This is a genomic window from Rothia sp. ND6WE1A (assembly GCF_001683935.1).
Lineage (GTDB): Bacteria > Actinomycetota > Actinomycetes > Actinomycetales > Micrococcaceae > Rothia > Rothia amarae.
Genome location: NZ_LXTU01000012.1, coordinates 1 through 24,539, shown reverse-complemented (window position 1 = coordinate 24,539; position 24,539 = coordinate 1). Strand labels below are relative to the sequence as shown.

General features: G+C 56.0%; 20 protein-coding genes and 1 pseudogene. 13 read left to right on the top strand and 8 right to left on the bottom strand.

From position 1 onward, the window contains the following. The first annotated feature begins 39 nt into the window (after positions 1 to 39). From A7E48_RS01385 to A7E48_RS01360, 6 genes are all read left to right on the top strand, one after another. Entirely contained in the window at positions 40 to 1,080 is a 1,041-nt protein-coding gene (locus tag A7E48_RS01385; protein ID WP_068168513.1) for a WcbI family polysaccharide biosynthesis putative acetyltransferase, read from the top strand. Beyond that, positions 1,077 to 2,120, top strand: a complete 1,044-nt coding sequence (locus A7E48_RS01380) for a hypothetical protein (RefSeq protein WP_068168512.1) — start codon at positions 1,077 to 1,079, stop codon at positions 2,118 to 2,120. Before A7E48_RS01385 ends, A7E48_RS01380 begins: the two co-directional genes overlap by 4 nt. After that, the gene (locus A7E48_RS01375; protein WP_068168509.1) at positions 2,113 to 3,345 is read left to right on the top strand and encodes a glycosyltransferase; all 1,233 of its coding nucleotides are present in this window, start codon (positions 2,113 to 2,115) and stop codon (positions 3,343 to 3,345) included. The genes A7E48_RS01380 and A7E48_RS01375 overlap by 8 nt, the downstream gene beginning before the upstream one ends. Positions 3,346 to 3,687: 342 nt before the next feature. Next, positions 3,688 to 5,250 (top strand): DUF1800 family protein, encoded by a 1,563-nt coding sequence (locus tag A7E48_RS01370; RefSeq protein WP_068168507.1) that lies wholly within the window; start codon positions 3,688 to 3,690, stop codon positions 5,248 to 5,250. An 84-nt stretch (positions 5,251 to 5,334) separates the two neighbouring features. Beyond that, positions 5,335 to 6,735, top strand: a complete 1,401-nt coding sequence (locus A7E48_RS01365) for a DUF1501 domain-containing protein (protein ID WP_068168504.1) — start codon at positions 5,335 to 5,337, stop codon at positions 6,733 to 6,735. Positions 6,736 to 6,795: 60 nt separating this feature from the next. Next, a complete protein-coding gene (locus A7E48_RS01360; protein ID WP_068168501.1) occupies positions 6,796 to 7,116 on the top strand; it encodes a type II toxin-antitoxin system VapB family antitoxin in 321 nt (106 codons plus the stop codon). 48 nt (positions 7,117 to 7,164) lie between these two features. Here the strand turns inward: A7E48_RS01360 and A7E48_RS01355 are convergent, their stop codons facing one another. Beyond that, entirely contained in the window at positions 7,165 to 7,833 is a 669-nt protein-coding gene (locus A7E48_RS01355; RefSeq protein ID WP_068168498.1) for a TetR/AcrR family transcriptional regulator, read from the bottom strand. A gap of 120 nt (positions 7,834 to 7,953) precedes the next feature. Here A7E48_RS01355 and A7E48_RS01350 point away from each other — a divergent pair, with 120 nt between their 5' ends. From A7E48_RS01350 to A7E48_RS01320, 6 genes are all read left to right on the top strand, one after another. After that, positions 7,954 to 8,766 carry a hydroxymethylpyrimidine/phosphomethylpyrimidine kinase gene (locus A7E48_RS01350; protein ID WP_068168494.1) on the top strand — a complete coding sequence of 271 codons (813 nt, stop codon included), beginning with the start codon at positions 7,954 to 7,956 and terminating at the stop codon, positions 8,764 to 8,766. 364 nt (positions 8,767 to 9,130) lie between these two features. Next, positions 9,131 to 9,847: a queuosine precursor transporter gene (locus tag A7E48_RS01340; protein WP_068168487.1), complete on the top strand. Its 717-nt coding sequence runs from the start codon at positions 9,131 to 9,133 to the stop codon at positions 9,845 to 9,847. A 260-nt stretch (positions 9,848 to 10,107) separates the two neighbouring features. After that, entirely contained in the window at positions 10,108 to 11,487 is a 1,380-nt protein-coding gene (locus A7E48_RS01335) for an amino acid permease (protein ID WP_083147111.1), read from the top strand. A gap of 129 nt (positions 11,488 to 11,616) precedes the next feature. Then, positions 11,617 to 13,056 (top strand): amino acid permease, encoded by a 1,440-nt coding sequence (locus tag A7E48_RS01330; protein WP_068168480.1) that lies wholly within the window; start codon positions 11,617 to 11,619, stop codon positions 13,054 to 13,056. A 121-nt stretch (positions 13,057 to 13,177) separates the two neighbouring features. Beyond that, entirely contained in the window at positions 13,178 to 13,636 is a 459-nt protein-coding gene (locus tag A7E48_RS01325; protein ID WP_068168568.1) for a thioesterase family protein, read from the top strand. Positions 13,637 to 13,658: 22 nt separating this feature from the next. Further along, the gene (locus A7E48_RS01320) at positions 13,659 to 14,729 is read left to right on the top strand and encodes an FUSC family protein (RefSeq protein WP_068168477.1); all 1,071 of its coding nucleotides are present in this window, start codon (positions 13,659 to 13,661) and stop codon (positions 14,727 to 14,729) included. A gap of 116 nt (positions 14,730 to 14,845) precedes the next feature. On the opposite strand, the gene A7E48_RS01315 is transcribed toward A7E48_RS01320, so the two are convergent. The 3 genes from A7E48_RS01315 to tgt form a co-directional block, all read right to left on the bottom strand. Then, a complete protein-coding gene (locus tag A7E48_RS01315; protein WP_068168475.1) occupies positions 14,846 to 15,328 on the bottom strand; it encodes an SRPBCC domain-containing protein in 483 nt (160 codons plus the stop codon). Between the two features lie 28 nt (positions 15,329 to 15,356). Continuing rightward, positions 15,357 to 15,860: an SRPBCC domain-containing protein gene (locus tag A7E48_RS01310; protein ID WP_068168472.1), complete on the bottom strand. Its 504-nt coding sequence runs from the start codon at positions 15,858 to 15,860 to the stop codon at positions 15,357 to 15,359. A 73-nt stretch (positions 15,861 to 15,933) separates the two neighbouring features. Beyond that, on the bottom strand, positions 15,934 to 17,433 hold the full coding sequence (gene tgt, locus A7E48_RS01305) for a tRNA guanosine(34) transglycosylase Tgt (protein ID WP_233125933.1): 1,500 nt from the start codon (positions 17,431 to 17,433) through the stop codon (positions 15,934 to 15,936). Between the two features lie 164 nt (positions 17,434 to 17,597). Between tgt and A7E48_RS01300 the strand changes: the two genes are divergently transcribed. Continuing rightward, on the top strand, positions 17,598 to 19,109 hold the full coding sequence (locus tag A7E48_RS01300) for a SulP family inorganic anion transporter (protein WP_068168565.1): 1,512 nt from the start codon (positions 17,598 to 17,600) through the stop codon (positions 19,107 to 19,109). Between the two features lie 17 nt (positions 19,110 to 19,126). Here the strand turns inward: A7E48_RS01300 and A7E48_RS01295 are convergent, their stop codons facing one another. The 4 genes and pseudogenes from A7E48_RS01295 to A7E48_RS11060 all read right to left on the bottom strand — a co-directional run. Continuing rightward, positions 19,127 to 20,395, bottom strand: coding sequence for a glycoside hydrolase family 76 protein (locus A7E48_RS01295; protein ID WP_141669330.1), 1,269 nt, complete (start codon positions 20,393 to 20,395; stop codon positions 19,127 to 19,129). A 38-nt stretch (positions 20,396 to 20,433) separates the two neighbouring features. Further along, positions 20,434 to 21,621: a pseudouridine synthase gene (locus A7E48_RS01290; protein WP_233125932.1), complete on the bottom strand. Its 1,188-nt coding sequence runs from the start codon at positions 21,619 to 21,621 to the stop codon at positions 20,434 to 20,436. Further along, positions 21,569 to 22,459, bottom strand: a complete 891-nt coding sequence (locus tag A7E48_RS01285) for a DNA-formamidopyrimidine glycosylase family protein (protein WP_068168463.1) — start codon at positions 22,457 to 22,459, stop codon at positions 21,569 to 21,571. The genes A7E48_RS01290 and A7E48_RS01285 overlap by 53 nt, the downstream gene beginning before the upstream one ends. 184 nt (positions 22,460 to 22,643) lie before the next feature. After that, a pseudogene (locus A7E48_RS11060) lies at positions 22,644 to 24,539 on the bottom strand (ATP-dependent helicase); the annotation flags it as partial.

Below are 24,539 nucleotides of genomic sequence, written 5' to 3'. Positions count from 1 at the left end.
GCAGTTTTCAGCCCCGCGCACCCATAAGATAAGGCCGCCGTGAAACACCTCAATTCATCTGAACTAGCCCTTGAACTTCGCCGTAAATCGCCCACGCCCCGCGATTATCACTTTGGGGAGTTCTATAAGCTCCGGGAAATTGCCGACGGCCTAGAAACCGGTCACGACGCCGCAATCTCCGCGCCGCGCGTCGCCGTGGTGGGTAATTGCCAGGCGGAATCCCTGCGTATTCTGCTGGCAACTACCGGTGCTGTGCGCTCTTTCCGTATTCCACCTATTCACGAGTGGGACGAAGCAGACCTACCTTTTGTGCGCCATCTCTTGGCAGACACGGATGTGCTCATCAGTCAGCCGGTGCGCGATAACTACCGCGATTTGCCCTGCGGTACCGACCAGCTTGCCCAATACCTCCCACCTCACGGGAGGGTCGTGAAGTTCCCTGTTCTGCGTTTTAATGCGCTGAACCCCTATATCGCCATTGTGCGCTCGCCGCAGAACCCCTCCTTGAATCCGCCGGTGGTGCCCTACCATGACCTGCGCCTCATCGCTGAGCACGCGCAGCTATCACGCCCTGGCACCCCTGACTTCGCCGGTGCCCTGAACCAAACGGTGGAGCAACTTGCAAGCCGTGAGCGCGCTCACGGTTGTGTGTCTATCTCCGATACTCTGCTCGATATTCCCGTGTGGCATACGCTCAATCATCCTTCTAATGAAACGCTTGCCGCGCTTGCCCGTCGGGTGCTGCGGGCGATTGACCCTCAGCTGGCTGAGGCTCATAAGGTGCAGCTACCGGATGAGGAACTCTTGGGGCACTTACAATCTCCGATTGACGAGCAGGCGGCGCAGGCGCTGGGTGCGAAGGTGCGCCGGGGCGAATGGACTGATAATGGCGAGGTGATAGATGCTGAGGAAATTCGGGAAGCTCAATTGAAATTCTATGAAGAGCACCCCGAGGTGGTGCAGGCTGCTCTGAATCGCCACGGGGAACTCTTGACTCTCTTGGGTTTTGAGGTGCCGGATAATCCTGGGGACTCTTCGGAACCGGCCGTCTCTGCTGCGCCGAAAGGCAAGAGGGCATGAAAGAGGCACAGCATCTCGTGGTAGGTCCCCAACAACACGGAGTCGTGGAGTACGCGCTCCGCCTCAGCGATGAGCTGGGAGTTACCCCGCTTCGCTTTGAAACGGCGGCGGAACTGGAGGAAGCGTTACCTCTAGATTTTTCCTCTGGCGTGCACCTTTGCTTCACCGACCATCTCTGGGGCGAAAATCCTCAGGCAGCCGTTGAACGAGTGGAAAGGGTTGCCGGAGGAGCGCCGCTTAGCATCTCCTTTCACGATATTCCCCAGCCCCAGGAAGGTAGGGAACGTTTCCACGAGCGAGCTGAATCCTATCTCCGACTGGGCGAACTTGCCGACGTAGTGGCGGTCAACTCCCAGCATGAGGCAGAATTCTTTGCTGAGCAGGGTAGCGATGTGCGCCCGGTTATCATCCCGCTACCGCTACCTCAACCGGTATTGAGCCAGTCTGAGCGCGAAAAAATCAATGCAGAACACGCACAAAAACTACAGCAGCGCCTCAAAGGTTCTGCAGGGGCATCCGGTGCAGAAAGAGACTATCCACAGCTAGCAGTCATGGGTTTTCTCTACCCCGGCAAAGGGCACCGCGAGCTCATTGAGTCTCTGGCAGGTACCGGCGCGTGCGTCCGCGCTTTGGGTGGGGTTTCTGCAGGTCACGACGATCTCGTTGACGAACTCAACGACGCCGCCCATCGTGCAGGCGTGAAATTTAGCGTCACCGGGTTTTTGCCTGAGGAAGAACTGGAGCGGCATATGCTCGCCACCGAAATTCCAGTCTGCGCCCACCGGCATTTCTCTGCTTCAGGGTCACTGATGAAGTGGATTAGTTTAGGACGGCGCGTTCTGGTGGCAGACACCGCCTATAGCCGGGAGCTGGCAGACCGTTGGGGTGACTTCATTGTGCTGGTGGCTGATGACCGGTGGAGGCAAGCGGTAGAGCATCTCTCCGCTGATTTCGCGCTCGCCACTGAACCACCCACCGACTGGACGTGGCGCGACGTCGCCGCTGCCTTTCGGGCAGAATGGGAGGGTTCTCTTGGCTAAAACAACGCACAGCTTGCCCAGCGTTTCGGTCGTGGTGCCCTACTTTGAGAACCAAGAAGGGCTCAATCGGCTCCTCGAAGCCCTGGATGCGCAAACCTACTCCGGTCGTCTCGAATGCATCGTAGCTGATGACGGTTCGATGCAGCCACCCCTTATCCCCGAAAGGATAGAGACTCCCGTTCGAATCGTCCGCCAGGAAAATCGGGGATTTCGAGCGGCAGCCGCCCGCAACCTGGGAGCTGCTGCAGCCAGCGGAGAAATCCTCGCCTTTATTGATGGGGATACGGTGCCTCGCCCCGATTATGTGAGCAGCGCCGTTGCCCCCGTGAAAAAAGACCCGCTGGCGGTGGTGGTCGGCACCCGCTTGCATTCCGATGGGCAAGAACCTCGATGGCTCCGCGAGGCATGGCAAGCCACCGATGACTTACTCGATGCCAATGATTCCTCCTGGCGGTTCATCATCTCAGCCGTACTGACCTGTTCCCGAGCCTTCTTTGAACGTGTTGGTGGTTTCGATGCCACCATCGTGGGCTACGGGGGAGAGGACTGGGAATTTGCCTGGCGGTGTTGGAACGCCGGCGCCCAATTTATCCATCAACCTTCAGCCATTGCCGACCACTCAGAGAACGATTGGGGCGCTCGCTACGAAGATAAAGAGCAGGCGTATGCGCAAAAGAATGTGGAGACGCGCGCATTAGCGCGGCGGATTACGCATCCGCTGGCGCGCCCGTCCCAGGCATTTTTTGAGGTTCCCGATACCGTGGTTCTTTTCCCTGCCGATTACTCCACCTGGCCGGTGGGAGTTGCCGACGCCGTGATAATCGGTTGGCTAGCGCAGCCGGATACCCACGTGGTGTTGCCTGGCGAGGGCGAAGAAGCAGGACTTTTTGCTGCCGACCCCAGAGTGAAAATAAAGGGCTCAGACGATATGAAGCTAATGGAACGCGCCCGTTTTCAGATGCGGTTGAGTGCGCCGGCGCATCCTGAAGCAGAAGATGCGCAAGGCTTTGTGCTGGTTCGAGATACCGAGGGACTCGGTGGGAACGTCGTCCTCAAAAACCACAATGGACGCACGGTGGCGCAGGTAACCAGTGCACGTTTCCGGGCGTTGGCTACAACTCATTATCAAAGTGGTGAAGGTGCTATCCCAGCGGAGGTAACGGCCCGGTGGCAAGAATACGAAGAGCCCATTCGTCTAGAGGGATTTTTTGCAGGTTGGGATTAGAAGGATGTGCACTGAGCTCTCAAAACTTAGCGGAAAGGTAACCTTTGCTGTCCTTCTAGAGAGCTCCAATCAGTTAGGGGGACGTATGAGGGAAGAAGACAAAAGGACCTGAGAGTATCTCTCCTAGCCGATAGTCCCCCAGATAGGGACATTAGTCCCCATTAATGGGATAAGCGCCCTAGTCAAAGCCAAATGCGGTATCGTTTCAAGCGCTTTGGGTATATCGGGTTATCCCCTCGAAGTGAATCATCATTTCTCTCGTTACTTGAGGTACTCAAAGCACCTCACATATCGCATCCCTTAGAGGCCAATCATTCCCTAGTGCAAAGGCCGAAGAACACCATGGACTTCGTCTCCCCGTATTTGACCGGAACAACTTTGGCCAGCTCAACCGGCTGGTTTTATGCTCGTAAGCTCGCAACTGCACCTAGCCGCGAGCTAGCTCAGTACATCGAAAAAATTGGGCCCTCCGCCTGGGTCGAACAGCAACTTTACCCCGAGCGCATCAGCGAGAGCGCTCGCTATGAAATTGAACGTAAAGCACTCTTCCCCTCTACTTTTATCAAGCCCGCCGGTGGTAAAACCCGCGATAAAAACTTCTGGGATACCTATCAGCGCGGTGCTAAAAACCACCCCTACGACGTCAGCGTTTACGTGTTGCAGTCTGCCCTGCACCGCCTCTGGCGTTCCAACAAGCATCTCGAAGGCAAGATGGCGCAGTTCTGGGCAGACATGTTGGCTGTCACCATCGAAAAGGCTCCTAATGGATACCACGACTACGTAGGCATCTTGTTCGAGGGTGCTCTGGGCAAATATTCAGACCTTCTCTACAACATGACTTGTTCACAGACCATGGCGCTGTTCTTGGATAACAACACCAACAACCGGTATGCGCTCAACGAGAATATGGGTCGTGAGCTCATGGAACTGCACAGCTGGGGTCCTGAAAAGGGATACACCCAAACCGACGTCATTAACGTGGCAAAGTTGCTCACTGGCTTGGGCGGTAACACCAATTATGAGTTCAAAGAGGCACGACCCGACCTACATATTTTTGGTCCTATCAAGGTTGTCGGAAAGACTTTCCGCAACGGTGGTTCAACGGCCGCAGACATGTACCGCACTATTCGGGAACTGACCGATTACCTGGCACATGACCGCTATACCGGGTTGCGCATCGCCCGCCGTCTCATCCAGTTCTTCGTAGGCCAAGATAAGAACTATGAGGCACTTGCGCAGCGGTTGGCGACCACCTACGTTGCCAACGATACCGCTATCCGCCCTGTCCTGCGTGAGCTGTTTACGTCTTCTGAGTTCCTTAACTCCGGCGGTAAAACCATCCGCCGCCCCTGGGAAGTACTGTGTTCGCTGATGGCATCAGGAAAGCTGGAACTCAAAGGCACCCATAATCTTTCGGATACCTCTGCCATCGACAAGGTCTTGTACAAGATGTTCATGACCTTGAAATACAACTGCGGGCTTCCCTTTGATGCACCTGCAACCAACGGATACTCCCTGGATGCGGATTCGTGGATTAACTCAGTGAACTACGGAATGCTCACCCAATTTGGGCGCTACACCGATTACATTTCGAAGTGGGACGGTGCATCCGACCTCTCCTCCATGAGACGCTGGGCCAACACCATCGTTTGGTCAGACAAAATCGGTATCACCCTGGGCAAGACCACCGCTCAAGATGCGGCGCGGAAGACCTTCGAATACCTCACCGGGTACGCGGCGAACAACACCGAAATCGTGAACTCTATAGCCGTCTATGCCGTCACGCGCAATAGCGTTCAGGCGGCTGAAACTCGTAACGCAGGCAACGAAGTTATTGCGAACGAAGGTGAAGTCTACCGACTGGTAGAAGCGGTACTTCTCACCCCTCACCTTCTAGTTGCCTAGTAGCAACTGGCCCGCCTCTTGTCTTACTTCTCGATGAAGCAGTTACCGATAACTGCAGTACGCACCGTACTCTAAGGATTTGTTATGCAACCCCTGAACACCCTCTTTCTTAAAGACGATTCGCTCCACCAGGTTCACCACCACTCCGGCGACGACAGCCGGAACTTTCTGGTAGATACCGAAACCGGTGAGACCGTTAGTTCAATGACCAGGGCGAACCAAATCGCGCTGGAACGTATGCAGAAAAAAGAAGGACACCGCGGCTTTACGCGCCGTACCCTGCTCAGCGGAGCGGGTGTTGGCGTCCTCTCTTTAAGCTCGCTGATGCTCAGTGAATCAATCCATCCCCGCTACGCCTACGCAGACACACCGCTGGGCGATGGTACCGTGCTGGTTGTCATCTACCTGCGCGGTGGCGCCGATGGGCTTTCGCTGGTGACCCCCTATAACGACAAGTACTACACCGCAAACCGTAAAACCACCCGCAAAACCCCTTCCATGAGTGGCGCTCAGGTGCTCAACAATACGTTCATGCTGGCACCTGAAATGAAGGGCTTGCGTGAAGCGTGGGTTGCGGGTGACCTTTCAATCGTTCACTCAGTGGGTATCGATAACAACACGCGCTCACACTTCACCAACTACACCCAGGTTGATCGCTCGGCACCGGTGCAGTACAAGACCGGTTGGCTAGCCCGTTTGCTGGACACCACCACCGATAACCAGTCGCAGTTCCGTGCGTTTTCCCACGCATCACGAGTAGCCGGTGCGTTCTATGGTGCTGATAAGGACATTCTGGCGATTAACAGCTTTGCTGAGTTTAAGCCGGCAACGGTGATGAACGATAAGGACACCATCAACGCCACCGCACAGCGTATCGCTAAGTCTGTGGGCGGTGCCCTGGGTACTACTGCTCAGCAGACCTTGAGCGCGATGGGTGAGGTGCAGAAGCTAGCCAAGTCGGGTTACCAGCCCCAGAACGGTGCGGTCTACCCCAAGACCGGTTTGGGTCCGAGTATGAAGGACGTCGCTCAGATTCTCAAAGCGAACAAAGGCGTGCAGGTGGTTACCGTGGATCAAGGCGATTGGGATACCCACCGCGGTCAGAAAGATCGTGTGAACGTGCTGGCGAAAGAACTGGGCGACTCACTGGGAGCTTTCTACAAAGACATGGGCTCAGTACGTATGCAAAAGGTTGTTGTCATGACCGTTTCTGAGTTCGGCCGTACCACTGTAGAAAATGCTTCACAGGGCACCGACCACGGCGCGGGTAACTTCTCCTTCATCCTCTCAGGTAAAGCAACCGGCAAAATTGCCGGCGGCACCTGGGCAGGGTTGAAGAACAGCCAGGATAAGGACAACATGATTAGCACCGACTACCGCTCGGTGGCGGCTGAAGTTATGAAGAAGGGGCTGGGTATCGACGACGCTCGAATCGCCCAAATCTTCCCCTCCTACTCACCTAAACCGGTGGGAGTTCTTGCCTAAGAAGTAGAGAAACAGGGGCGGGCAGAACCTGGGCTGTGAGCGGGGTAGTAAGATAAACCCATGATTTTCAAGGCCGTTGGTGATTCCCGCCCCTACCCCGACCATGCACTGTCTTTGCAGGCATGGGGCAAGATAGCGCCCGAGCAGGTGCGTTTAGATCAACTCATCACCACGCAGAAAAATCTGAATTTAGAAACACTGTTGGATGAAGATTCCACTTTTTATGGCGATCTTTTTCCGCATGTGGTGCGGTTCGGCGGCAAGCTCTACCTGGAGGACGGCGTTCACCGTGCTCTTCGCACAGCCCTGCACCGCCGGGCAATTATGTACGCCAGGGTATTGGACTTGGATAAACTCCACCCTGGCCTTCTGGCTGGCTAGCTCAAAGCTGATTGAGTCGCCGCTGGTACAGGAGTGGAAGTTACTTTGTTAGGAAACTGCACTCAACAGTTGTTCGCGGCGTCCATCGAGGCGGGCAGGCTTGCCGTCGGCGTCGAATTGTGCCCCCAGACCCATCTGAATAAAGCGAATGGTGGAATCGATGTGTTGCTGACGCGCGGCGGCGTCGGGCGCTTCATCGGTGCGATCTGCTGAGGCTGCAAGAGAGCCGTGTACGAGCTTTGCCATGCTGGCGATGTCGGCGGTAGGAATATACCCCTGCGTCATCGATTCACTCAAAATCTGAGAGAGAACCCGCTGCAGTTCACTAACATGCTTACCGAGGCGCGCAAACGATTCGGGGGAGAGCACCGAGCGCATAGCTGGTCCCGGCGGCATATGGTGAACCGAAAGACGTTCGATTTCTAGCCGAATGTAAACCGCCAGCTTGTCGATGGGGTTAGTGATTCCTTCTAGCCCTTCTTCGAGATCCTTGAGGAACTTGTCGGTCTCATCCATGGCGTAGGCGACTAGTAGTTCGCCCATATCCGCGAAGTAGTTGTAGACCGCGGTGCGGCCAATTTCAGCATTACGCGCGACGTCGGTCATGGTCAGACCGGGCAATCCGTGCGTGTAGAGCAAACGCCCAAAGGAATCGAGAATAGCTCGTTTGGTGTTTTCGCGCTGGGCGGCGTTGGAGGCAGCTGAAATTCTAGGCATAATGACACTTTATCTCACGGTGTCAGTAATTGGTGACGTTTTCTCTCAAAGTGTCAGTGAGTTCTCAGGTTGCGGCTTTGATGACGGGGATATTGAGTAAATCAATACCAGAGGAGTTTAATGAACACTATGACTAATCCTCCTTTTGTACTGACCATTGCAGGCAACGAAGCTACCGGTGGCGCCGGCGCGCAAGCAGACCTTAAAACATTCCAGGCACTGGGTGTTTTTGGATCGCTGGCTCTAACCTGCATCGTATCTTTCGACCCCAAGAACGACTGGGGACACCGCTTTATGCCGGTTCCTGCGCAGACCATCCACGATCAGCTCGAAGCTGCCCACGCCGCCTACGACCTCGACGCCGTCAAGATTGGTATGCTCGGCACCCCCGAAACCATTGAGACCGTGGCGAAGTTCCTGAAGGAGAACAAGCCGAAGAACCTAGTGCTTGACCCCGTCCTGATTTGCAAGGGCCAGGAGCCCGGCGCTGCGCTGGATACCGATAATGCTCTCAAAGAGCATATTCTGCCGCTGGCAACCTTCATCACTCCCAACCACTTTGAGTCCCTTTCCCTCTCCGGCATGGAAAAGATTGAAAACGTGGATGACCTGGTGCAAGCTGCCAAACTCATTCACGAAAAGTCAGGTGCCGCTGTTCTTGCTAAGGGTTCGATTCGTCTCGAAGGTGACGCCGCGATTGACGTTTTCTACGACGGCGAAGCCCTCGAAGTTCTCGAAACCCCTAAGGTGGGCGAAGGCGCTGTAGTCGCTGGCGCCGGTTGCTCTCTTGCCGCGGCTATTGCTGCTGAACTGGCCAAGGGCGCCGCACCGCTGGAAGCTGCGAAGAAAGCTAAAGAATTCGTCACCGCTGGTATTGAGCAGCGCGTACAGTCGAAGGCTCCTTTCGACGCGTTGCGCCAGATCAATCAATAAAAGGTGCTATCTCGCTGGGTTGTTGCCTTCAGCCCGGCGCAGCGGGAGGCAAGCTGGCCGGGTCTGGCGTGAATTGCCTTTCTGAGATGAGTTTGCCGAGTGCGAGCTCGCGAGCACATAAGAGGTAAATGAATGAAACAGTGCCAGCCTCTTTCGAAGCAGGCAAGAGGGACCGCTTGCCGACGCTGTGCCGGGCTGAAGCGATAGGGGTGAGAACTTTCTTTCCGGAGTGCACGGACCGACCTCCATTATTTACTCCGCATAGACTCTCACCGCCTTTGCCGAGCCCTTTCTCTCAGGTATGCTGAAACGGCTCGGGTGGCAGACGAGCTTTCTCTTGTTGACCTACTGCGAAAGGTGAACTGTGTCTGACTCTCAGAACAGCTCTGCGCCTGTTTCTACGCCCGCTCCTACTTACGCGCGTCCTTCGCGAACGTATTTTGACCTCCTGCTAGCTACCTCCGCCATCATTTTGATTCTCTCGAACATCGGCGCGACCAAAGCTGTGGCCTTTGGGCCGATTTTGACCGACGGCGGTTTCTTCCTCTTCCCGGTGGCGTATGTGATAGGCGACGTTATTGCTGAAATCTACGGCTTTTCACGTTCCCGCAAAACCATATTCTTCAGTTTTGGCGCAGCGATTTTTGCCAGCCTGGTTTTCTGGATTGTTATTAAGCTCCCCGGAGCCGATTTCTATGAAAATCAGACGGCGCTAGAGACAGTGCTCGGCCCAGTGCCCCTCATCGTGGGCGGTTCTCTGCTGGGGTTCGTGGTGGGTCAGTTACTGAACTCGTGGGTGATGGTAGCTATGAAGAAGCGCTTTGCCGGACGATTCTTGGTGGGGCGCCTGGTGGGTTCAACCATGGTGGGGGAGCTGGCAGACACCATTATTTTCTGCACCATCGCAGCTCCTATTCTTGGAATTACACAATTTAGCGACTACCTCAACTATGTTCTGGTGGGTTATATCTATAAGTGCCTGGTTGAGTTCCTCCTCATGCCTATTACCGTGCCTGTCATCGGCTGGTTTAAACGCCATGAACCCACCTATCCACGCGAGCTCGCCGGTTCATCTCTCTAAAACGGTCTACTTCGTGAGACTCAGGTGAAATGCGCGGGACAAGTCGCGTAGTATTGCCCGAAAGTGCGGGGAGATTGGCATTCAGTGCATAATAAGCACTTGCGCTTTAGTAAAACCCGTCTGTCTCTAGTCGGCAAGAAATGTGATGCGTAACATACGTTAACAGCATTTGAACTTGTCTGTAGAAAGAAGAAACCGTGAGCATACCTGCACCGGAAGAGCAAAACGGAAACCTTGCTCGTTCCCTCTCACACGGTCAGATGACCATGATCGCCCTCGGGCTTGCCGTCGGTACCGGTCTGTTTCTTGGCTCTGGTGGCGCTATCGCCATTGCCGGACCAGCCGTCGTCGTCTCTTACGCTATCGGTTCGCTCATTGCAGCTATCATCGGCGCGTGCGCCGGTGAAATGGCAGTGCGTTACCCCGTTCGCGGCGGCTTTGGCACCATCGCCGGTAAATTTATTAGCCCCTACGCCGGGTATCTCACCCGCTGGGCCTACTGGGCAACCACTGTTCCCCTCGCCGGCGCTGAACTCGTTGCAGTGGGTCAGTACATGACCTACTGGTGGCCAGAAATTCCCCTGTGGATTTGGGTTGTTGTGTCTGCAGTTTTGATTGTTGGATTGAACTTCGCCAGCGTGAACTCCTTTGGAACTTTGGAATTCTTCCTCTCTTCCATCAAGGTCATCGCCGTCGTTGTATTTATTATCTTCGGTTTGATTCTGGTGTTCTTCGGACTGCCGAACACTCCGCCCCCGGGGCTCACTAACCTGCATGCCGACGGCGGTTTTATGCCTAACGGGCTCTCTTCCATCTGGTTGGCTTTGGCGATTGTGATGTTCTCATTCGGAGGGATTGAGCTGATTTCAGTCTCGGCTGCAGAAGCAAAAGACCCTGTGCGTTCAGTGCGTTCTGCTGCTAAAGCAATGATGTGGCGCCTGGCTTTCTTCTACGTACTCTCGTTGTTCGTTGTGGTAGCGCTCATTCCGTGGCGGGATGCTTCGACCCTCAAGGATGAGATTGAAACCTCACCGTTCGTGATGGTTTTTTCCCAGATGCACATTCCATACATCGCAGGAATCACTAACTTTGTGGTGCTGGTAGCCGCACTATCCGGCGCAAACGCAGCGCTCTACGCGGCAACCCGCCAGCTTCACTCGCTGGGTTCAGAACGTATGGCACCGCGCGTCTTCGCACGCACCAATGGCCGCGGAGTACCTGCCCAAGCGTTGGCCCTTTCGACGCTCGGCGCAATCGTCGCTGTGGTGCTGGCAATTTCCGGTGTAGGAGGAATCTTCACCTACATGATGGCACTGGTGACCGTCTGTGTGCTGGTGGTATGGGCGATGATCCTTATCTCCTACCTAAAGTTCAAGAAGGTCGAAGGGAATAAATCACCCTTTACGGTCTGGGGTGGCGCTGCTACTGCAACCGTCGGTCTCATCGGCGTGATTGCCACCTTTGTTGCAATGTTCTTCATCGGTGATATGCTCGCCTCCGTTGCCGTGGGTCTCGGGTTCTTCTTGCTGATTACCGTGATTTATTTTGCCGGTGTGAATAAGCAGATTGCCACCAACGATGATGCTTTTGCAGAAGCCAAGACCATGACTGCCCAAATTCCTACCGTTCAGAAGAAATAACCGCAGAATCTCTCGCAGGTAGCTGCGATAGACTCAAGTTAGATTTCGCTAGGCAGCGGCGGGATACGGAGTGAAAGCTTCGAATCCGCCGCTGGCGCGTTTAACTCAAACAATGTGAAGCAGGATTTAATGCCCTCTCAACTCACACACTCCCCACAGGATGAGCCCCGCGGTCTTCAGCGTTCTTTGACCCACGGGCAGATGACGATGATCGTGCTCGGCTCCGCTCTAGGCACCGGTCTTTTTCTAGGTTCTGGGGGCGCTATCGCAATTGCTGGCCCCGCCGTCATCCTGTCCTACGCCATCGGCTCGATTCTTGCCGCCATCATCGGTGGCGCGACGGGCGAAATGGCAGTGCACACTCCGGTGCGCGGCGGTTTCGGATCCATTGCTGCTAAGTACTTGGGGCCTTTCGCCGGCTTTCTCACGCGTTGGGCGTACTGGACCTGCACCATGATTATTACCGGCATCGAGCTGGTAGCAGTAGGTTCTTATCTGAAATTCTGGTGGCCTCAACTGCCGCTGTGGGTGGGCATCGTGATTTTTGGCGTGGTGATTATTCTGCTGAATGTGCGGAGCGTAAAGTACTTCGGCACTATGGAATTTTTCCTCTCGTCCATTAAGGTGATTGCGCTGACCGCGTTTATTCTCGTGGGTCTGTGCATGGTGTTCTTCGGGCTACCGGGACATACGGCAACAGGCGTTTCGAACCTGACCAACGACGGCGGCTTCATGCCCCACGGTTTCTCTTCAGTGTGGCTCTCACTTGCAGTCGTGATGTTCTCCTTTGGCGGCATCGAGATGATTTCGATTTCTGCAGCAGAAGCGAAAGATCCAGCCCGTTCGGTGCGAACCTCCGCTAAGGCAATGATGTGGCGCCTGGCTACTTTCTACGTGCTGGCAATGTTCGTGGTGGTTTCTGTGATTCCCTGGAGCCAAGCCGCTCAGCTAGAGGGTACAGTAGAAACCTCTCCTTTCGTGATGGTCTTCTCCGAATTGGGTATTCCCGCTATTGCAACTATTACTAACCTGGTGGTGCTGGTAGCTGCGCTATCAGCCGCTAACGCAAACCTCTACGCGGGAACTCGTTTGATGCACTCTCTAGCATCAGACAAGATGGCTCCTTCTTCTCTTGCCCAGGTCACCTCCCACGGTATTCCCGCTCGCGCCATGTGGGTTTCAACCCTCGGCGTCATTCTGGCGATCGTTCTCGCGGTCTTCAAACCCGGTTCTGCTTTTGGAACCATGATGACCCTGACCATGGTTTCTGCTCTCACCGTGTGGGTTCTGATTCTGCTGGCATATATGGCGTTCAAACGAGTGGAGGGCAACTCTTCGGCCTTTCGGGTGTGGGGTGGGCGCGGTACTGCCGCCGTCGGCATCCTGCTCCTTTTCGCTATCTGGGCAGCTCTCTTTGCAGCTCAGGGAAATAGCACTCCCGCAACGGTAGGAATCGTCTATTTCTTGATTCTGACCATGGTTTATTTTGCCGTGATTCGCAAGGTACAAACACCGGACGACGACGCCTTCGCTGAGGCACGCGCAGCAAGCTCGCAGGTAGCCGAGTAAATTTTCCTTCACAAGCGACCACGAAAGTGCACATCTGACCAGCAAAAACTGGTCAACAGTGCATTTTCGTGGTCGTCTTTGTTTGCCCCTGGTACTCAATAACCCGAGTACACTCGAAACCATGGCTGAGAACGTATTCGAAGTAGAAATTCCGCTCCGCTGGGGCGATATGGACGCCTATGGGCACGTCAACAACGTCACCATGTTTCAGATTTTAGAAGAAGCGCGCGTGGCGGTTTTTGGAATGCCGCCGTCGTCAGGGGAGCCTGTTGCGGAATCTCCTCGGCCGCGCGTCCATCTCTTTGAGACCTTTCCCGACGGCGTCCAGGCGCTGATTGCCGAACATCACGCAAAGTATCACTCGCCTTTGCCTTACCGGGGTCTTAAGGTAAAAGTAGACGTGGCTATCACTGAGGTAACTGCTGCTTCCTTCACTATTTCTTACCGGGTTTTTGACCCCCACACCAGTACTTTGTGCGTCAGCGCCTCTACAGTGCTTGCATTTTTTAACGCCACCACAGGTACCTTGACCCGCCTGAATAAGGCGCAGCGAACCGAGCTTGAATCCTTCATCAACTAGACAAGAGGAGAACACTAACGACGTGCCAAAAAACCAGTACGCCCGCGAACTATTCCAACTGCCACCCCAGGTAAGGCACCGAGACACTCTGCCTGCCGTGCGTATTGCACTCAGCGTTGGTATTCCGCTACTGGTTTTACTGCTCATGGGGGAGCCGAAACTTACCATCTTCACCGCTTTCGGTGCGTTTACGGCGCTCTACGGGAGAAACCAGCCGCTACTACCGCGCGTCATTCAGCAGACCTCATCGGGTGTGCTGATGGTGGTGTGTGTGGGAGTTGGCCTGTTTCTCTCTGCTCATCATGTGGCAGGGTGGCAGCTGGTAGCTGTTACCTCGTTTTTTGCGGCGGTGTGCGCCTACATCGCGATGATATTCAACCTTAAACCTTCGGGGCCGCTGTTTTATATCTTTGCTTCGGCGGGTATTGCTTCGATTCCCTATTCGGGGATGGCGGTGCGCGACTTGTCTCTTACCGCAGCCTCCGCCGGTTTCTCGCTCCTACTCGGTGTTATTTTGGGCCAGCTCTGGGGAGAAGGCAGGGGCGTGCCCACTATTATTCGCACCTCTCTTAACTATAAAAATGTAGCAACGCAGACCCTGACTAACTTTATTACCACCCTGGTTGCAGGTTTGGCGGGTAACTTGCTGGGACTTTCCCATGCCTACTGGGCGATGGTTGCTGCGGCTGCTGTGCTGGCTGCGCCGTCAATGTCCAAAAGAATTCTGCGCGGTGTCCACCGCATGATCGGCACTATCTTGGGCGTGCTGGTCACCGCGTTTTTTATTTCGATGCATCCCGATGCATGGCACATTGCCGTGCTCATTGTGATTGCACAGTTCGTCACAGAGATTTTTGTGATGCGTAACTACGGGCTGGCGGCAATTTTTATTACACCGCTGGCGCTGTTTATGGTGCACCTGGCGTCGCCATTCACCAGCTATGAACTGCTCACAACCCGCATGTTCGAAACTATCCTCGGTGCGATTATCGGTATGGTGGGTGCCATCGTTTCACCTAGCCCAGAGCACCTGGGCAAAGATACCGTGGCGATTCCTGTAATCCGATTTGCCCGGGACCATCGGCGCAGGTAGGACTGCACTAAGACTTCGATGTAACTAGCTCTTTTGAGTATGGAGCAGATAGAGGGAAGCGGACCGTATGTCATACGGTCCGCTTTTTCTATATCCGATTCAAGTCTGCGGGGTTCTTAGATTTCAGAAACTAGAGCCTGCAACTTGTTGAAGGAGGACGTCCACCCCTGCGCACCGGGTTCGTGATACTCGGTGGGGAGCGGGCCCTGGGTAATCTTCAGGTGAGTCTTATCGCCCTCTTCTTTGAATTCGATGCGCATATAGAGGTAACCAGGCTCCTCGCCGTCGGCAGCCGGCATAGTTTCGATACCTTCAATGAGTTTGTTGGGCTCCAGGGTTGCAAACACGGCGTTGGAGGGGCTGGTCATGGACGGGTCGTCGTTGACCATGGTGAATTTCCAGACGCCGCCGACGCGGGGATCAACCTCAGCGGATTCGGCGGGAACACTCCATCCTTCGGGACCGAACCACTGAACGAGCAAGTCTTTTTCGGTGAAAGCGCGAAAAAGCTGCTCGGCGGATGCCTTGAAAGTGTGTTCGATTTCGAACACTAATTCTGCGGGGACTTCTTCAATCTTGAAGGGAGGTACTTCAGCCATTGCTGGGCCTTTCGTCTGTAGCGAGCCTCTAGCTATGAGGTTTCAACACTTTTTCTAGGGAAGCAAACGATTCATGCCAAGTGCTAGCTGCCTGTTCATGAACCGACGCCGGTAGCGGACCCAACTCTAGAACCAGAGTGGTTCCCTGCCCTACGCCGTCGTCGGTGACGACTGTTCCGGGCACCATCCGTAGCCGCCAGCCGATTTCCTGCTCGGTGGGTTGGCCGTCGGGACCGGCGATGGCTTCGGTAAATTCCAGGAGCGTATCGGTGATGGACTCAAATCGCAGGTACACAGGAGAAAAGACGTTCGGGCCGGATTCGTGCTTCATCAACAACTGGATTCGTCCGCCGATTTTGGGTTCGAAAATGAAGTGTTCGTCCTGGATAGTCCAACCAGCCGGAGCGTACCACTGCTTGAAGATGTCAGCGGCGGTAAACGCGGCGAGCAACTCATCGGTCCCCGCCAGAAAATCGTGCTTGACGGTCAGGAGTTCTTTTTTCGACACCTTATCGAGGGGAAAATCAGCCATGAGGCAACCTTTCGCTGTGTTTAAGAGTCCATTCTAGCCGGTGGGGTATCTGCCCCAAATCGCCCCGGCAAACCTAGCCTGCAGTCTCTTCGCTCTGAGCAGTTTCCTCTTCCGCCTCAGCTAAAAGCGCCGCTTCTGCCACCGCCGCGCGTCGTGCCTCCGCCTCAGCTTTAGCTTTAAGATTTGCTGCCCGGCGAGCTTCTGCCGCCGCGATGCGTTGAGCTTCTTTCTGCGCTCGGCGTGCCGCAGCCTCTTTCTGGGCTTTGAGCTGGGCAACCTTTTTCGAGTAGTACTTGCCCACGAACTCGTCGCGGTACTCAAAGTAGTCGCCGGAGTCGATCGCTAGGCGGGCGTCGTCCACCATCTTCACGATGAACCGCTCATTGTGAATTGACGCCAAAGTTGCCGAAAGCCTCTCGTCCGCTTTGAACAGGTGATGAATGTAGGCGCGCGTGTAGTGGGCGCAGGTGTAGCAGTCGCAACCCTCAAAGATGGGCGTGAAATCGGTCTTGAAACGCGCATTAGTGAGGTTCACACGGCCCTCGGGCGTGTAGACGGCGGCGTTACGGGCAACGCGCGTGGGCGAGACACAGTCAAAGGTATCAACACCGTTTTCGATACCCACGAAAATATCATCGGGTTCTGAAATCCCCAGCAAGTGGCGGGGCTTATTCTCGGGGAGTTCTTCGTTGCACCAGCGCACAATCGTGCCCAGGTTTTCTTTTTCCAGCGCACCGCCCAAACCAAAACCGTCAAAGGGCATCGACCCTAAATCGCGGCATGCTTTACGGCGAAGATCTTCATACTGCGCACCCTGAATGACGCCGAATAACGCCTGATAGGGTTTGCCTACGCGTTCCTTGGTTAGACGCTGGTGCTCAGCTATGCAACGCAGCGCCCACAAGCGGGTACGCTCTAACGCTTCTTCCTGGTAGGGGCGGGAGTTGTAGAGGGTGGTGAGCTCGTCAAAGGCGAACATGACGTCGGCGCCAATCTGATGCTGCACCTGCATCGAAACCTCAGGGGTGAAGCGGTGCATATCGCCGTTGATATGGGACTTGAAGAACACACCGTCGTCGTCCACATGAGCCATGCGCTCTTTGCCGGTTGCGACGTCGTCGTCGCCAATTGGTCGACCATCGGCGCCCACAGCGTTTGCAACTGTGCCCATGTCGATGACCTTTTTGAATCCTGAACCCAAGCTCATGACCTGGAATCCGCCGGAGTCGGTAAACGTTGGGCCATCCCAGTTCATGAACTTGCCCAAACCGCCGGCGGCGTCGAGAACCTCGGGGCCAGGCTGCAGGTACAGGTGGTAGGCGTTAGCGAGCAGTGCTTGCGAGCCCAACTCCTTCATGGCCTCGGGTAGAACAGCCTTCACCGTTGCCTTGGTGCCAACGGGGGTGAAGGCGGGTGTCTGGATATCACCGTGCGGGGTATGAATGACGCCGGTGCGGCCACGGAACTCGCCGCCATTAGCGTCGGTTCGGGCAGCGGGGATATCGGCGGTATCCGCTAGCCTGTTGCCAAGTTCAAAGGAAAAAGTGGGGTCAGAAAATTCTGTATTGAGCACCTGCCCATTCTACAATGTTCAGCTTGGGGAAAGGCCGTTCTGCCGAGAACACATCATCTGCCCACCACACACGGTTCTTCGCTGTGCTTGTGGGCAATTCGGGTGTATTCAACCCAACTGCTACCCTGAAAAGTGTTCACCCCTATCTGCTTTTCAAGGATTTCATGAGCACCTCGGTATCTGCGCCGCCTCTTTCACCCCAGCAACGTCAATCGGTGGTACGTACGCTGAGAAGTCCCAAACTTCTCACCGTGGAAGTACTTGCAGGTTTGGTCACGGCGCTGGCGCTGATTCCCGAAGCACTTGCCTTTGCCGTGGTGGCGGGAGTTGATCCGCGCGTCGGTCTTTTTGCCTCATTCACGATGGCGGTGACCATCTCAATCACCGGCGGGCGTCCTGCCATGGTATCGGGTGCCGCGGGTTCGACGGCGCTCGTCATCGCACCTCTCATGGCAAGTCACGGACTGCCTTACCTGATTGCGGCGGTGCTTCTTGCCGGTATTTTGCAGATTGTTCTGGCAGGGATCGGGGTGGCTAAGCTGATGCGTTTCATCCCCCGTCAGGTCATGGTGGGTTTTGTGAACGCACTAGCCATACTCATTTTTTCTTCCCAGCTTCCGCAGCTCATCGGTGTGCCGTGGCTGGTCTACCCGCTTGCCATTGTAGGGTTACTGCTGGTTTTTGGTCTGCCTAAAATTCACCCGATGATTCCTGCGCCGCTCGTCGCCATCGTCTTACTCACGGCCTTCACCATGCTGGCGGGTATCCGCGTGCCCACAGTCGGTGATTTTGGCGCCCTTCCCGATTCGTTGCCGCAGTTGACTGCACTTGGTGTACCCCTGACACTGGACACTCTAAAAACGATCTTCCCGTTCGCGCTCGCCGTTGCGTTCGTCGGGTTGGTGGAATCGCTGATGACAGCCAAACTCGTAGATGACCTCACCGATACCCACTCCAGCAAAACTCGTGAATCCTGGGGGCAGGGCCTTGCCAATATCGTGACCGCTTGCTTTGGCGGAATGGGCGGTTGCGCCATGATTGGTCAGACTATGATCAACGTGAAAACCGGCCATGCTCGCACTCGAATCTCTACCTTTAGCGCGGGAGTGTTCGTGCTAGTTCTATCGGTTGCTATGGGGAACCTGGTGGGGCAGATTCCTATGGCGGCGCTGGTAGCGGTCATGATTCTGGTGCCCTGGAGTACTTTTGATTGGCATTCAATCAAACCCTCTACCCTTCGCACGATGCCCCGGTCTGAACTTGCCGTCATGGCTATGACCGTTCTGGTTACGGTATTTTCCCACAACCTCGCGCTGGGCGTGGGTGTAGGCGTACTTTGCGCGTTGGTGCTTTTCGCACGTCGAATTACGCACGTCGTCACGGTAGACCGAAAGATCGTTGCCGAAACGGAACAGGACGGCGTTTACGCCCTCTACCGCGTAAACGGACCGCTATTTTTTGGCTCCTCGAACGATTTATATTTCCAATTCTCCTACGCCGAAGACCCCAGCGCAGTGGAGATTGACTTGAGCAATTCGCATATATGGGACGCATCGAGCGTATCTGCCCTCGATTCTATTGCCGCCAAATATGCGACCTTAGGCAAGAGCGTGAGAGTCACAGGGTTGAACGAGGTTTCTTATGAGCTGAGAGAACGACTGCGCGTTCGAAGCTAGAACCGAGAAACCAGTAACTAAGCGCTCGCCGCCAGTACTCGCGCGGCGGATTCGAGAAGCATCCACCCCTGGAGCTGGCTTGAGAGCTGAACGGGAGTACCTACACCCAAAGTCTCAGAGGCATGACGCACAATATCGGTGCTGAAAAGAACGGTGGGTTCACCGCGTACTTCTCGAACATCAATGCCGTACTCGTTGAGGGGCAGATCGGGGTCGAACTCGCGTCGCCCTTCCCAGAGAATATCGGCACTTTGAACGACCAAAGCGCCGGCACGCGAGCGCGCTTCTTCAGCGACCTGCTCGCTTAGCGCTACCTGCGCCAGGTACCGAGCGAGGATACCGCTGAAGAGTCCGCCGTCGCCATCGCCATGTGTGGAGAGAACCTTGACCCTTTCGACGGCGGAAACTTCAAAGGTTGCAGTGAAGTGCTGCTCGATACCGTCGAGGATGTCCGAGATCCGCTGATTTACTTCAAAGTTGAGTTCTCCGTCTGCTTCTGCAACTTCCAGCAAGGCTGAGAGAACCGGGCCCTGGTTGTAGGAGTAGAGGGCTGATTCTAGTTCTTCAGAATCTTGGCGAATTTTGATGCCGTCGAGGTAAACCTTGCGCTCGGCGTCCCACAGCTTGGTGTCGAGCCAGTTGAGGAGGGCAGACGCGCGACCCACCTGCGCGCCGCGGGCGAAGGCAAGGGCTGCGGGTGCTGTGGCGGGTGTATTTTTGAAGTCTTTTTGGGTAGACCAGAACATACCGCCACCGAGGTCTGTGGTGGCGCCTTTGGAGAGTGCTACGAATAGGTCGCGCCCGGCGTCTTGTGCCTGAATAAGCCCGCGCCCGTTGAGGATCTCGGCAAGGGCGTTGAGTCTGCCTGACGCCAGTGCCAGCCATGCCATGTCGTCAAAGTAGGAGTTAGTCCAGGAACCGAGGTTGCGGGTATGAATTCCGCGGAGGATTGCCTGGGCGGTTTCAAACCAGGTGGTTGCGGTGGCTGAATCCATTTCGCGATGGGCGCGTAGGGAGGCGTCGATGGCGCAATCGAGCAGGTGTGCCTGCCACCAGAAATGCCATTCACCCAGCCGGGTGAATCTGGTGCGGGTTTCGGGAATCTGTACTGCGCCGAGCAGGGTTCCGGGTACACCAAAAGCTTTTTTGCCGAACATTCTGAGGATGGACCGCCCGGCGGTTTCGGCTCGGTCGCTGACTTCCCGTGCGTGTTCTTGGTGGAGCTGGGAAATTTCTGCGGCGGTAGGCGCTTGGTGCAGGGAGCGGCGAGTAGGTTCGGTGCTCAATTTTTATCCTCTGATGTTGGTGTGGACTCGTTTCTAGCCTATCGCACGCCGGGTCCTGGGGGCGGGGCGAGGGCGAGGGTGCGTTGGCTACGCAACATCACGTCTTCGCCGGTTAAAGGGTGGATAAATTCCAGTGTTCGCGCTAGAAGTTGCAGGGGAAGAGCGGGATTATCGTTGCCGTGCTCCTGTAATTCTGGGTAGATGGTGTCGCCTAAAATAGGGGAACCTGCTGCCAGCAGATGTGCCCGTAATTGGTGGGTTTTTCCACTGTGCGGTTCGAGTTGAAGGTGGGTTAATCGGCGGGCGCTGTTGTTTAGTTCGGTGATGTTTACGGTCGCCGAATCGAGGTCGTAGATGCTCAGGCACGTGATGCGGGATTCTGCATTGAGTCCGTCGAAAGCTTGGCCGGACTGTCTGCGCTTCCGTTTTTGCGCGTGGGTTTCAGGGGCTAGGGGCGGGTGCTCACCGGGTAGAATCTGCACGTTAGTTTGTTCTACTTGAATGTGGCCGTGTTCTTTGTCGATGCGCGAGCGTACCGTCAGCTGGTCTCCTTCGCTCAGGTTCGCTATCGGCAGGGTTACCGCTTCGTAGGTTTTGCGTACCTTGCGGCGTTCGAACAGCATCTGGAGCGGCGCCCGGGCTGGGGGCACTTTAGCGAAGACAAGCACTCCTGCCGTTGCGCGGTCAAGACGGTGCACAGGGGAGAGCTCGGGCAGATCGTGTGCTACCCGAAGATTTGCCAAGGCGGTATTTTTGACGAACATACCCCGGGGCGTGGTGGCAAGAAAATGTGGTTTATCAACTGCCAAAATCCATTCGTCTTCGAAGAGCACGGGCAGGTCAGAGGGTACATCTGGTTCTGGAGATAGTTCGCGGTGGTACCACACTGAGCTTCCTCCGATAAACGGGGAGTGCGGCGCATAGGGGGTCCCGGAGTCATCGACGATTTCCCCGCGTTCTAAGCGAGCAGGTACGTAGTGGGGGTCTTGGGGGAAGAACCTGGCGGTGAGGTAGTCCGCCAGAGTGGGCGAGGTTTTATCGGTGGCCGCGTATTCGCTGGGGTACTGCTCCGGCATGATGAGATGCACGGGATCTATCCCCTCTACCTGGGGCAGGGGTTTGCTGATGGGTGTTTTTCTACGGCGGGCCATAGGGCTATGGTAGCGTGCCCAACTACTCCCTAAAGAGTACTTGGCAGGTGGGGCAGCGGTAGGAGAGGCGCGCAATATCGTTCTCTTGGGCCAGCCGGTGCGGTGTGATTCCGAAGCGTTCGCCGTCGGTGCCTTGGTCGCTCAGTTCTTCGCGCACAATCGGTGAGGTGCAACGGTAGCAGTTTTGCCGCCTGCGACCGTAGACCCATAGGGGTTCAGCAAGGGTGCGCGTCACCCGGAGGGGGCGTGCGCGGTTTGCGTTGAGGAGGAGAGAAGCGATTTCGACGACGCGCGGCAAATCCGGCACGGCGGCGACGGTGCTGCGGGGGTCTACGCCAGCAAGAAAGAGCGTTTCAGCGCGGTAGATAGTTCCGATTCCAGCGAGGTTTTTCTGGTCGAGGAGGGCTGGGCCGATCATCCGTTCGGGGCGTTTGCGAATGTTTTCTACCGCCTGTGCAAGATTCCAGTCGGCGCCAAGAATATCCGGACCCAGGTGGGAAACAAATCGTTCTTCGTGCTCGGTGGGCACCACATCGAGCATTCCTAGGTTAAAGCCGACTGCCTCTACCGGTGAGGAGCCATCTCTTACTACTCCTGATGCATCTAGCCGCGCGTTCGCTTTGATGACGGCGCGTGCCTCCGTCGTCCGTCTTTTCCACCGTGCGGGTTTGCCGGTGCCGTCGGTGCCGTAGACATGCCAGATACCTTCCATCTTGAGATGGGAGTGAACGCTCATTGAGCCGATGCGGATGAAGAGGTGCTTGCCCCGGGCAAAAGCGCCGTGAATGGTTTCTCCCGCTAAATCTATTTCGGCGGAATCGGGAAATCTGAAGCTGGTGTGGTGCACCGTTCTGCCTGCAAGAGCGCGGTGTAAGTTACGCGCTTGGCGCCATACGGTATCGCCTTCAGGCATGGGTTCTCCTAGAGCAGCTTTTGAATAAGCTTCATTCTATAAATAATGTGACAGAAGATAGGTTGGCTTATCAGTTACCGGCTGGTAACATCGTTGTGTCATCCATTATGTCTATACAGTATTCCCCCAATTTGTAGAGCGTAAATCCCCCATGAAGTGGCTCCTGCACCGGCAGGAGCCACTTTTATATTTCCCGTCGCATACGCAAACCCTTGGGGGTAGCGTAGAACCCGGCTTCTTCTAGACCTCGACGCAATGCTGTTATGGGGTGCATCGGGGGCTCAACAGCCTGTTCTTGGGTGGAAACTAAAGGTGCTAGGTTTTCTAAGATTCCCAGTCCGTTGACTTTTTCGATCATGATTTTCTCTGCTGCTCCGCGTCGCACCAGCTCACCGAGCAAGGGAGCTGCCACTCGTACGTCGGTCACATCGGAGCTAAAGAGTAGAACGGTTCGCCCGCCTCGTTCGAGGTAGATTCCTAACCGCCCGTCAATCAAGACCACCACCGCACCGGCTTTTCTGCCCGGTTTATGTTTGGTAAATTCTTGCTCGGTTTGACCCAGTAACGACGGCGCAGGCCAGGGAAGCGTTGAACCGTAGGGATTGGCGGGATCGGTCGCCGCAAGTAGAACGACCGTTCGTGTTGTTTGAGTGGAGCCGCCCTGATTCTCTACCTCCCGATCATAGGCGCGCAAGCGGTCTACCGTGTTCGCCGTCGAGAACTGTGCTGCCCCCAGCTCTTCCACAAAGTAACCTCGCCTCGCCACTCCTTTTTCTTCTGCTAGAGAGAGCACGCGATATACCGCTGAGAATCCGCCGGGGGTGTCCTCTGCTGCCACGGCGCCGCGCGTTAGCACGCCGTAACGGTCCAGGAGTAATTCGGCGCGGGCATGGGCGGCAATCGTGGGGTCCAGCTCTTCGGTCCATACCCGGGACCATCGCCCTGAATCCGTAGGAGACACCATATCGGCGGGGGTAGAAAGCAACCCCATCCGCCCCCTTCTGCTCATTCCGGTGTTGGTACCAAAGCGGGAGCCGGAAAGACGCGCGGCACCGCGGCGTACTGCAGCACGCGGCGCTGGTGCTGGCTTTTTAAGTTTGTGCGCCGAGTGCCCGCCGGCGAGATGCGCGCGTACCGGTGCGAAGGTGTCGTTGGTAACCAGTCCTGCCCAGGCGAGGTTCCAGAGGGACGCAGAGACCTCGGAGCTCGTAAAGGGCATATTCTCAGGGTGTCCTGCGCCTGACTCGGTGGGGTTCGCACTCGGTTCTACTGCCTGCAAAGCTTCTGCGGTGTAGCGGGAAAGCGCCTCGCGAACCTGCTGGAAGAATAGACCGCCACCGCCGAGCACCTCATACACCGCTCGATCTAGCGGGGAAAGTTCGGAGAGCCTATCCTGGCGTTCGCCATCGGAGGGGAGGGTCAGTGAAGCGGCTTCGGTGAGGTGGAGGGTAATCCAGCCATCGCCTGCGAGTTCGCCGTCGCCTGCCCACAGCACATCACCACTGGATAAGGCGCGGTCCAATAGTGAGGACGAGTAGTCTTTCACCCGCGAGCGCAGAACCAGGGGCTCCAGGGCGGATGCCGGTATGCGTACTCCGGCCAGCTGGTCGATCGCGGTGAGTAGCCCGTCGTATCCGCTGAGCATGGAGTCTTCACAGGCTTTTGCCGAGACTTTTTTGCCTCCTACCGGGGTACCAAAAGTGCCGGGTGTAAAGGTTTCTTCGGTGATTTCCCACGACTGTACGTGCTGCCAAGGGGGCAAAAAACGCCCATAGATGTGTTGGGCAACCGGTTCGACGTCGGCGCGTAGGGCTGCCAACGAGCGGGATCGGAGGGTGCGTAGAACACCGGCGTCGACCCATTCGGTGCCCGCTGCTTCGACCGTTCCGGTGCGGGCAAGGGCTAGTTCTGCGCGGATTTCTTCGGGCAAGAATTCGCCGGAAATGACTCTGCGTTCTGTTGCCATGGCGCGCAGGGTGGTTTCGACGACGGCGGTACCCAGCCCCAGCGCCGCCGCGGCTTGGGCGGTGGTAAAGGGGGCGTGGGTGCGGGCGTAGCGACCCACCAAATCGTGTAGGGG

What these genes read in the sequence shown, in the direction of transcription:
- A7E48_RS01310 (WP_068168472.1), bottom strand. Translation starts at nt 15,860, where the DNA reads ATGGCTGATTTTCCCCTCGATAAGGTGTCGAAAAAAGAACTCCTGACC.
- A7E48_RS01380 (WP_068168512.1), top strand. Translation starts at nt 1,077, where the DNA reads ATGAAAGAGGCACAGCATCTCGTGGTAGGTCCCCAACAACACGGAGTC.
- A7E48_RS01365 (WP_068168504.1), top strand. Translation starts at nt 5,335, where the DNA reads ATGCAACCCCTGAACACCCTCTTTCTTAAAGACGATTCGCTCCACCAG.
- A7E48_RS01370 (WP_068168507.1), top strand. Translation starts at nt 3,688, where the DNA reads ATGGACTTCGTCTCCCCGTATTTGACCGGAACAACTTTGGCCAGCTCA.
- A7E48_RS01315 (WP_068168475.1), bottom strand. Translation starts at nt 15,328, where the DNA reads ATGGCTGAAGTACCTCCCTTCAAGATTGAAGAAGTCCCCGCAGAATTA.
- A7E48_RS01285 (WP_068168463.1), bottom strand. Translation starts at nt 22,459, where the DNA reads ATGCCTGAAGGCGATACCGTATGGCGCCAAGCGCGTAACTTACACCGC.
- A7E48_RS01330 (WP_068168480.1), top strand. Translation starts at nt 11,617, where the DNA reads ATGCCCTCTCAACTCACACACTCCCCACAGGATGAGCCCCGCGGTCTT.
- A7E48_RS01350 (WP_068168494.1), top strand. Translation starts at nt 7,954, where the DNA reads ATGAACACTATGACTAATCCTCCTTTTGTACTGACCATTGCAGGCAAC.
- A7E48_RS01355 (WP_068168498.1), bottom strand. Translation starts at nt 7,833, where the DNA reads ATGCCTAGAATTTCAGCTGCCTCCAACGCCGCCCAGCGCGAAAACACC.
- A7E48_RS01360 (WP_068168501.1), top strand. Translation starts at nt 6,796, where the DNA reads ATGATTTTCAAGGCCGTTGGTGATTCCCGCCCCTACCCCGACCATGCA.
- A7E48_RS01325 (WP_068168568.1), top strand. Translation starts at nt 13,178, where the DNA reads ATGGCTGAGAACGTATTCGAAGTAGAAATTCCGCTCCGCTGGGGCGAT.
- A7E48_RS01300 (WP_068168565.1), top strand. Translation starts at nt 17,598, where the DNA reads ATGAGCACCTCGGTATCTGCGCCGCCTCTTTCACCCCAGCAACGTCAA.
- A7E48_RS01335 (WP_083147111.1), top strand. Translation starts at nt 10,108, where the DNA reads ATGACCATGATCGCCCTCGGGCTTGCCGTCGGTACCGGTCTGTTTCTT.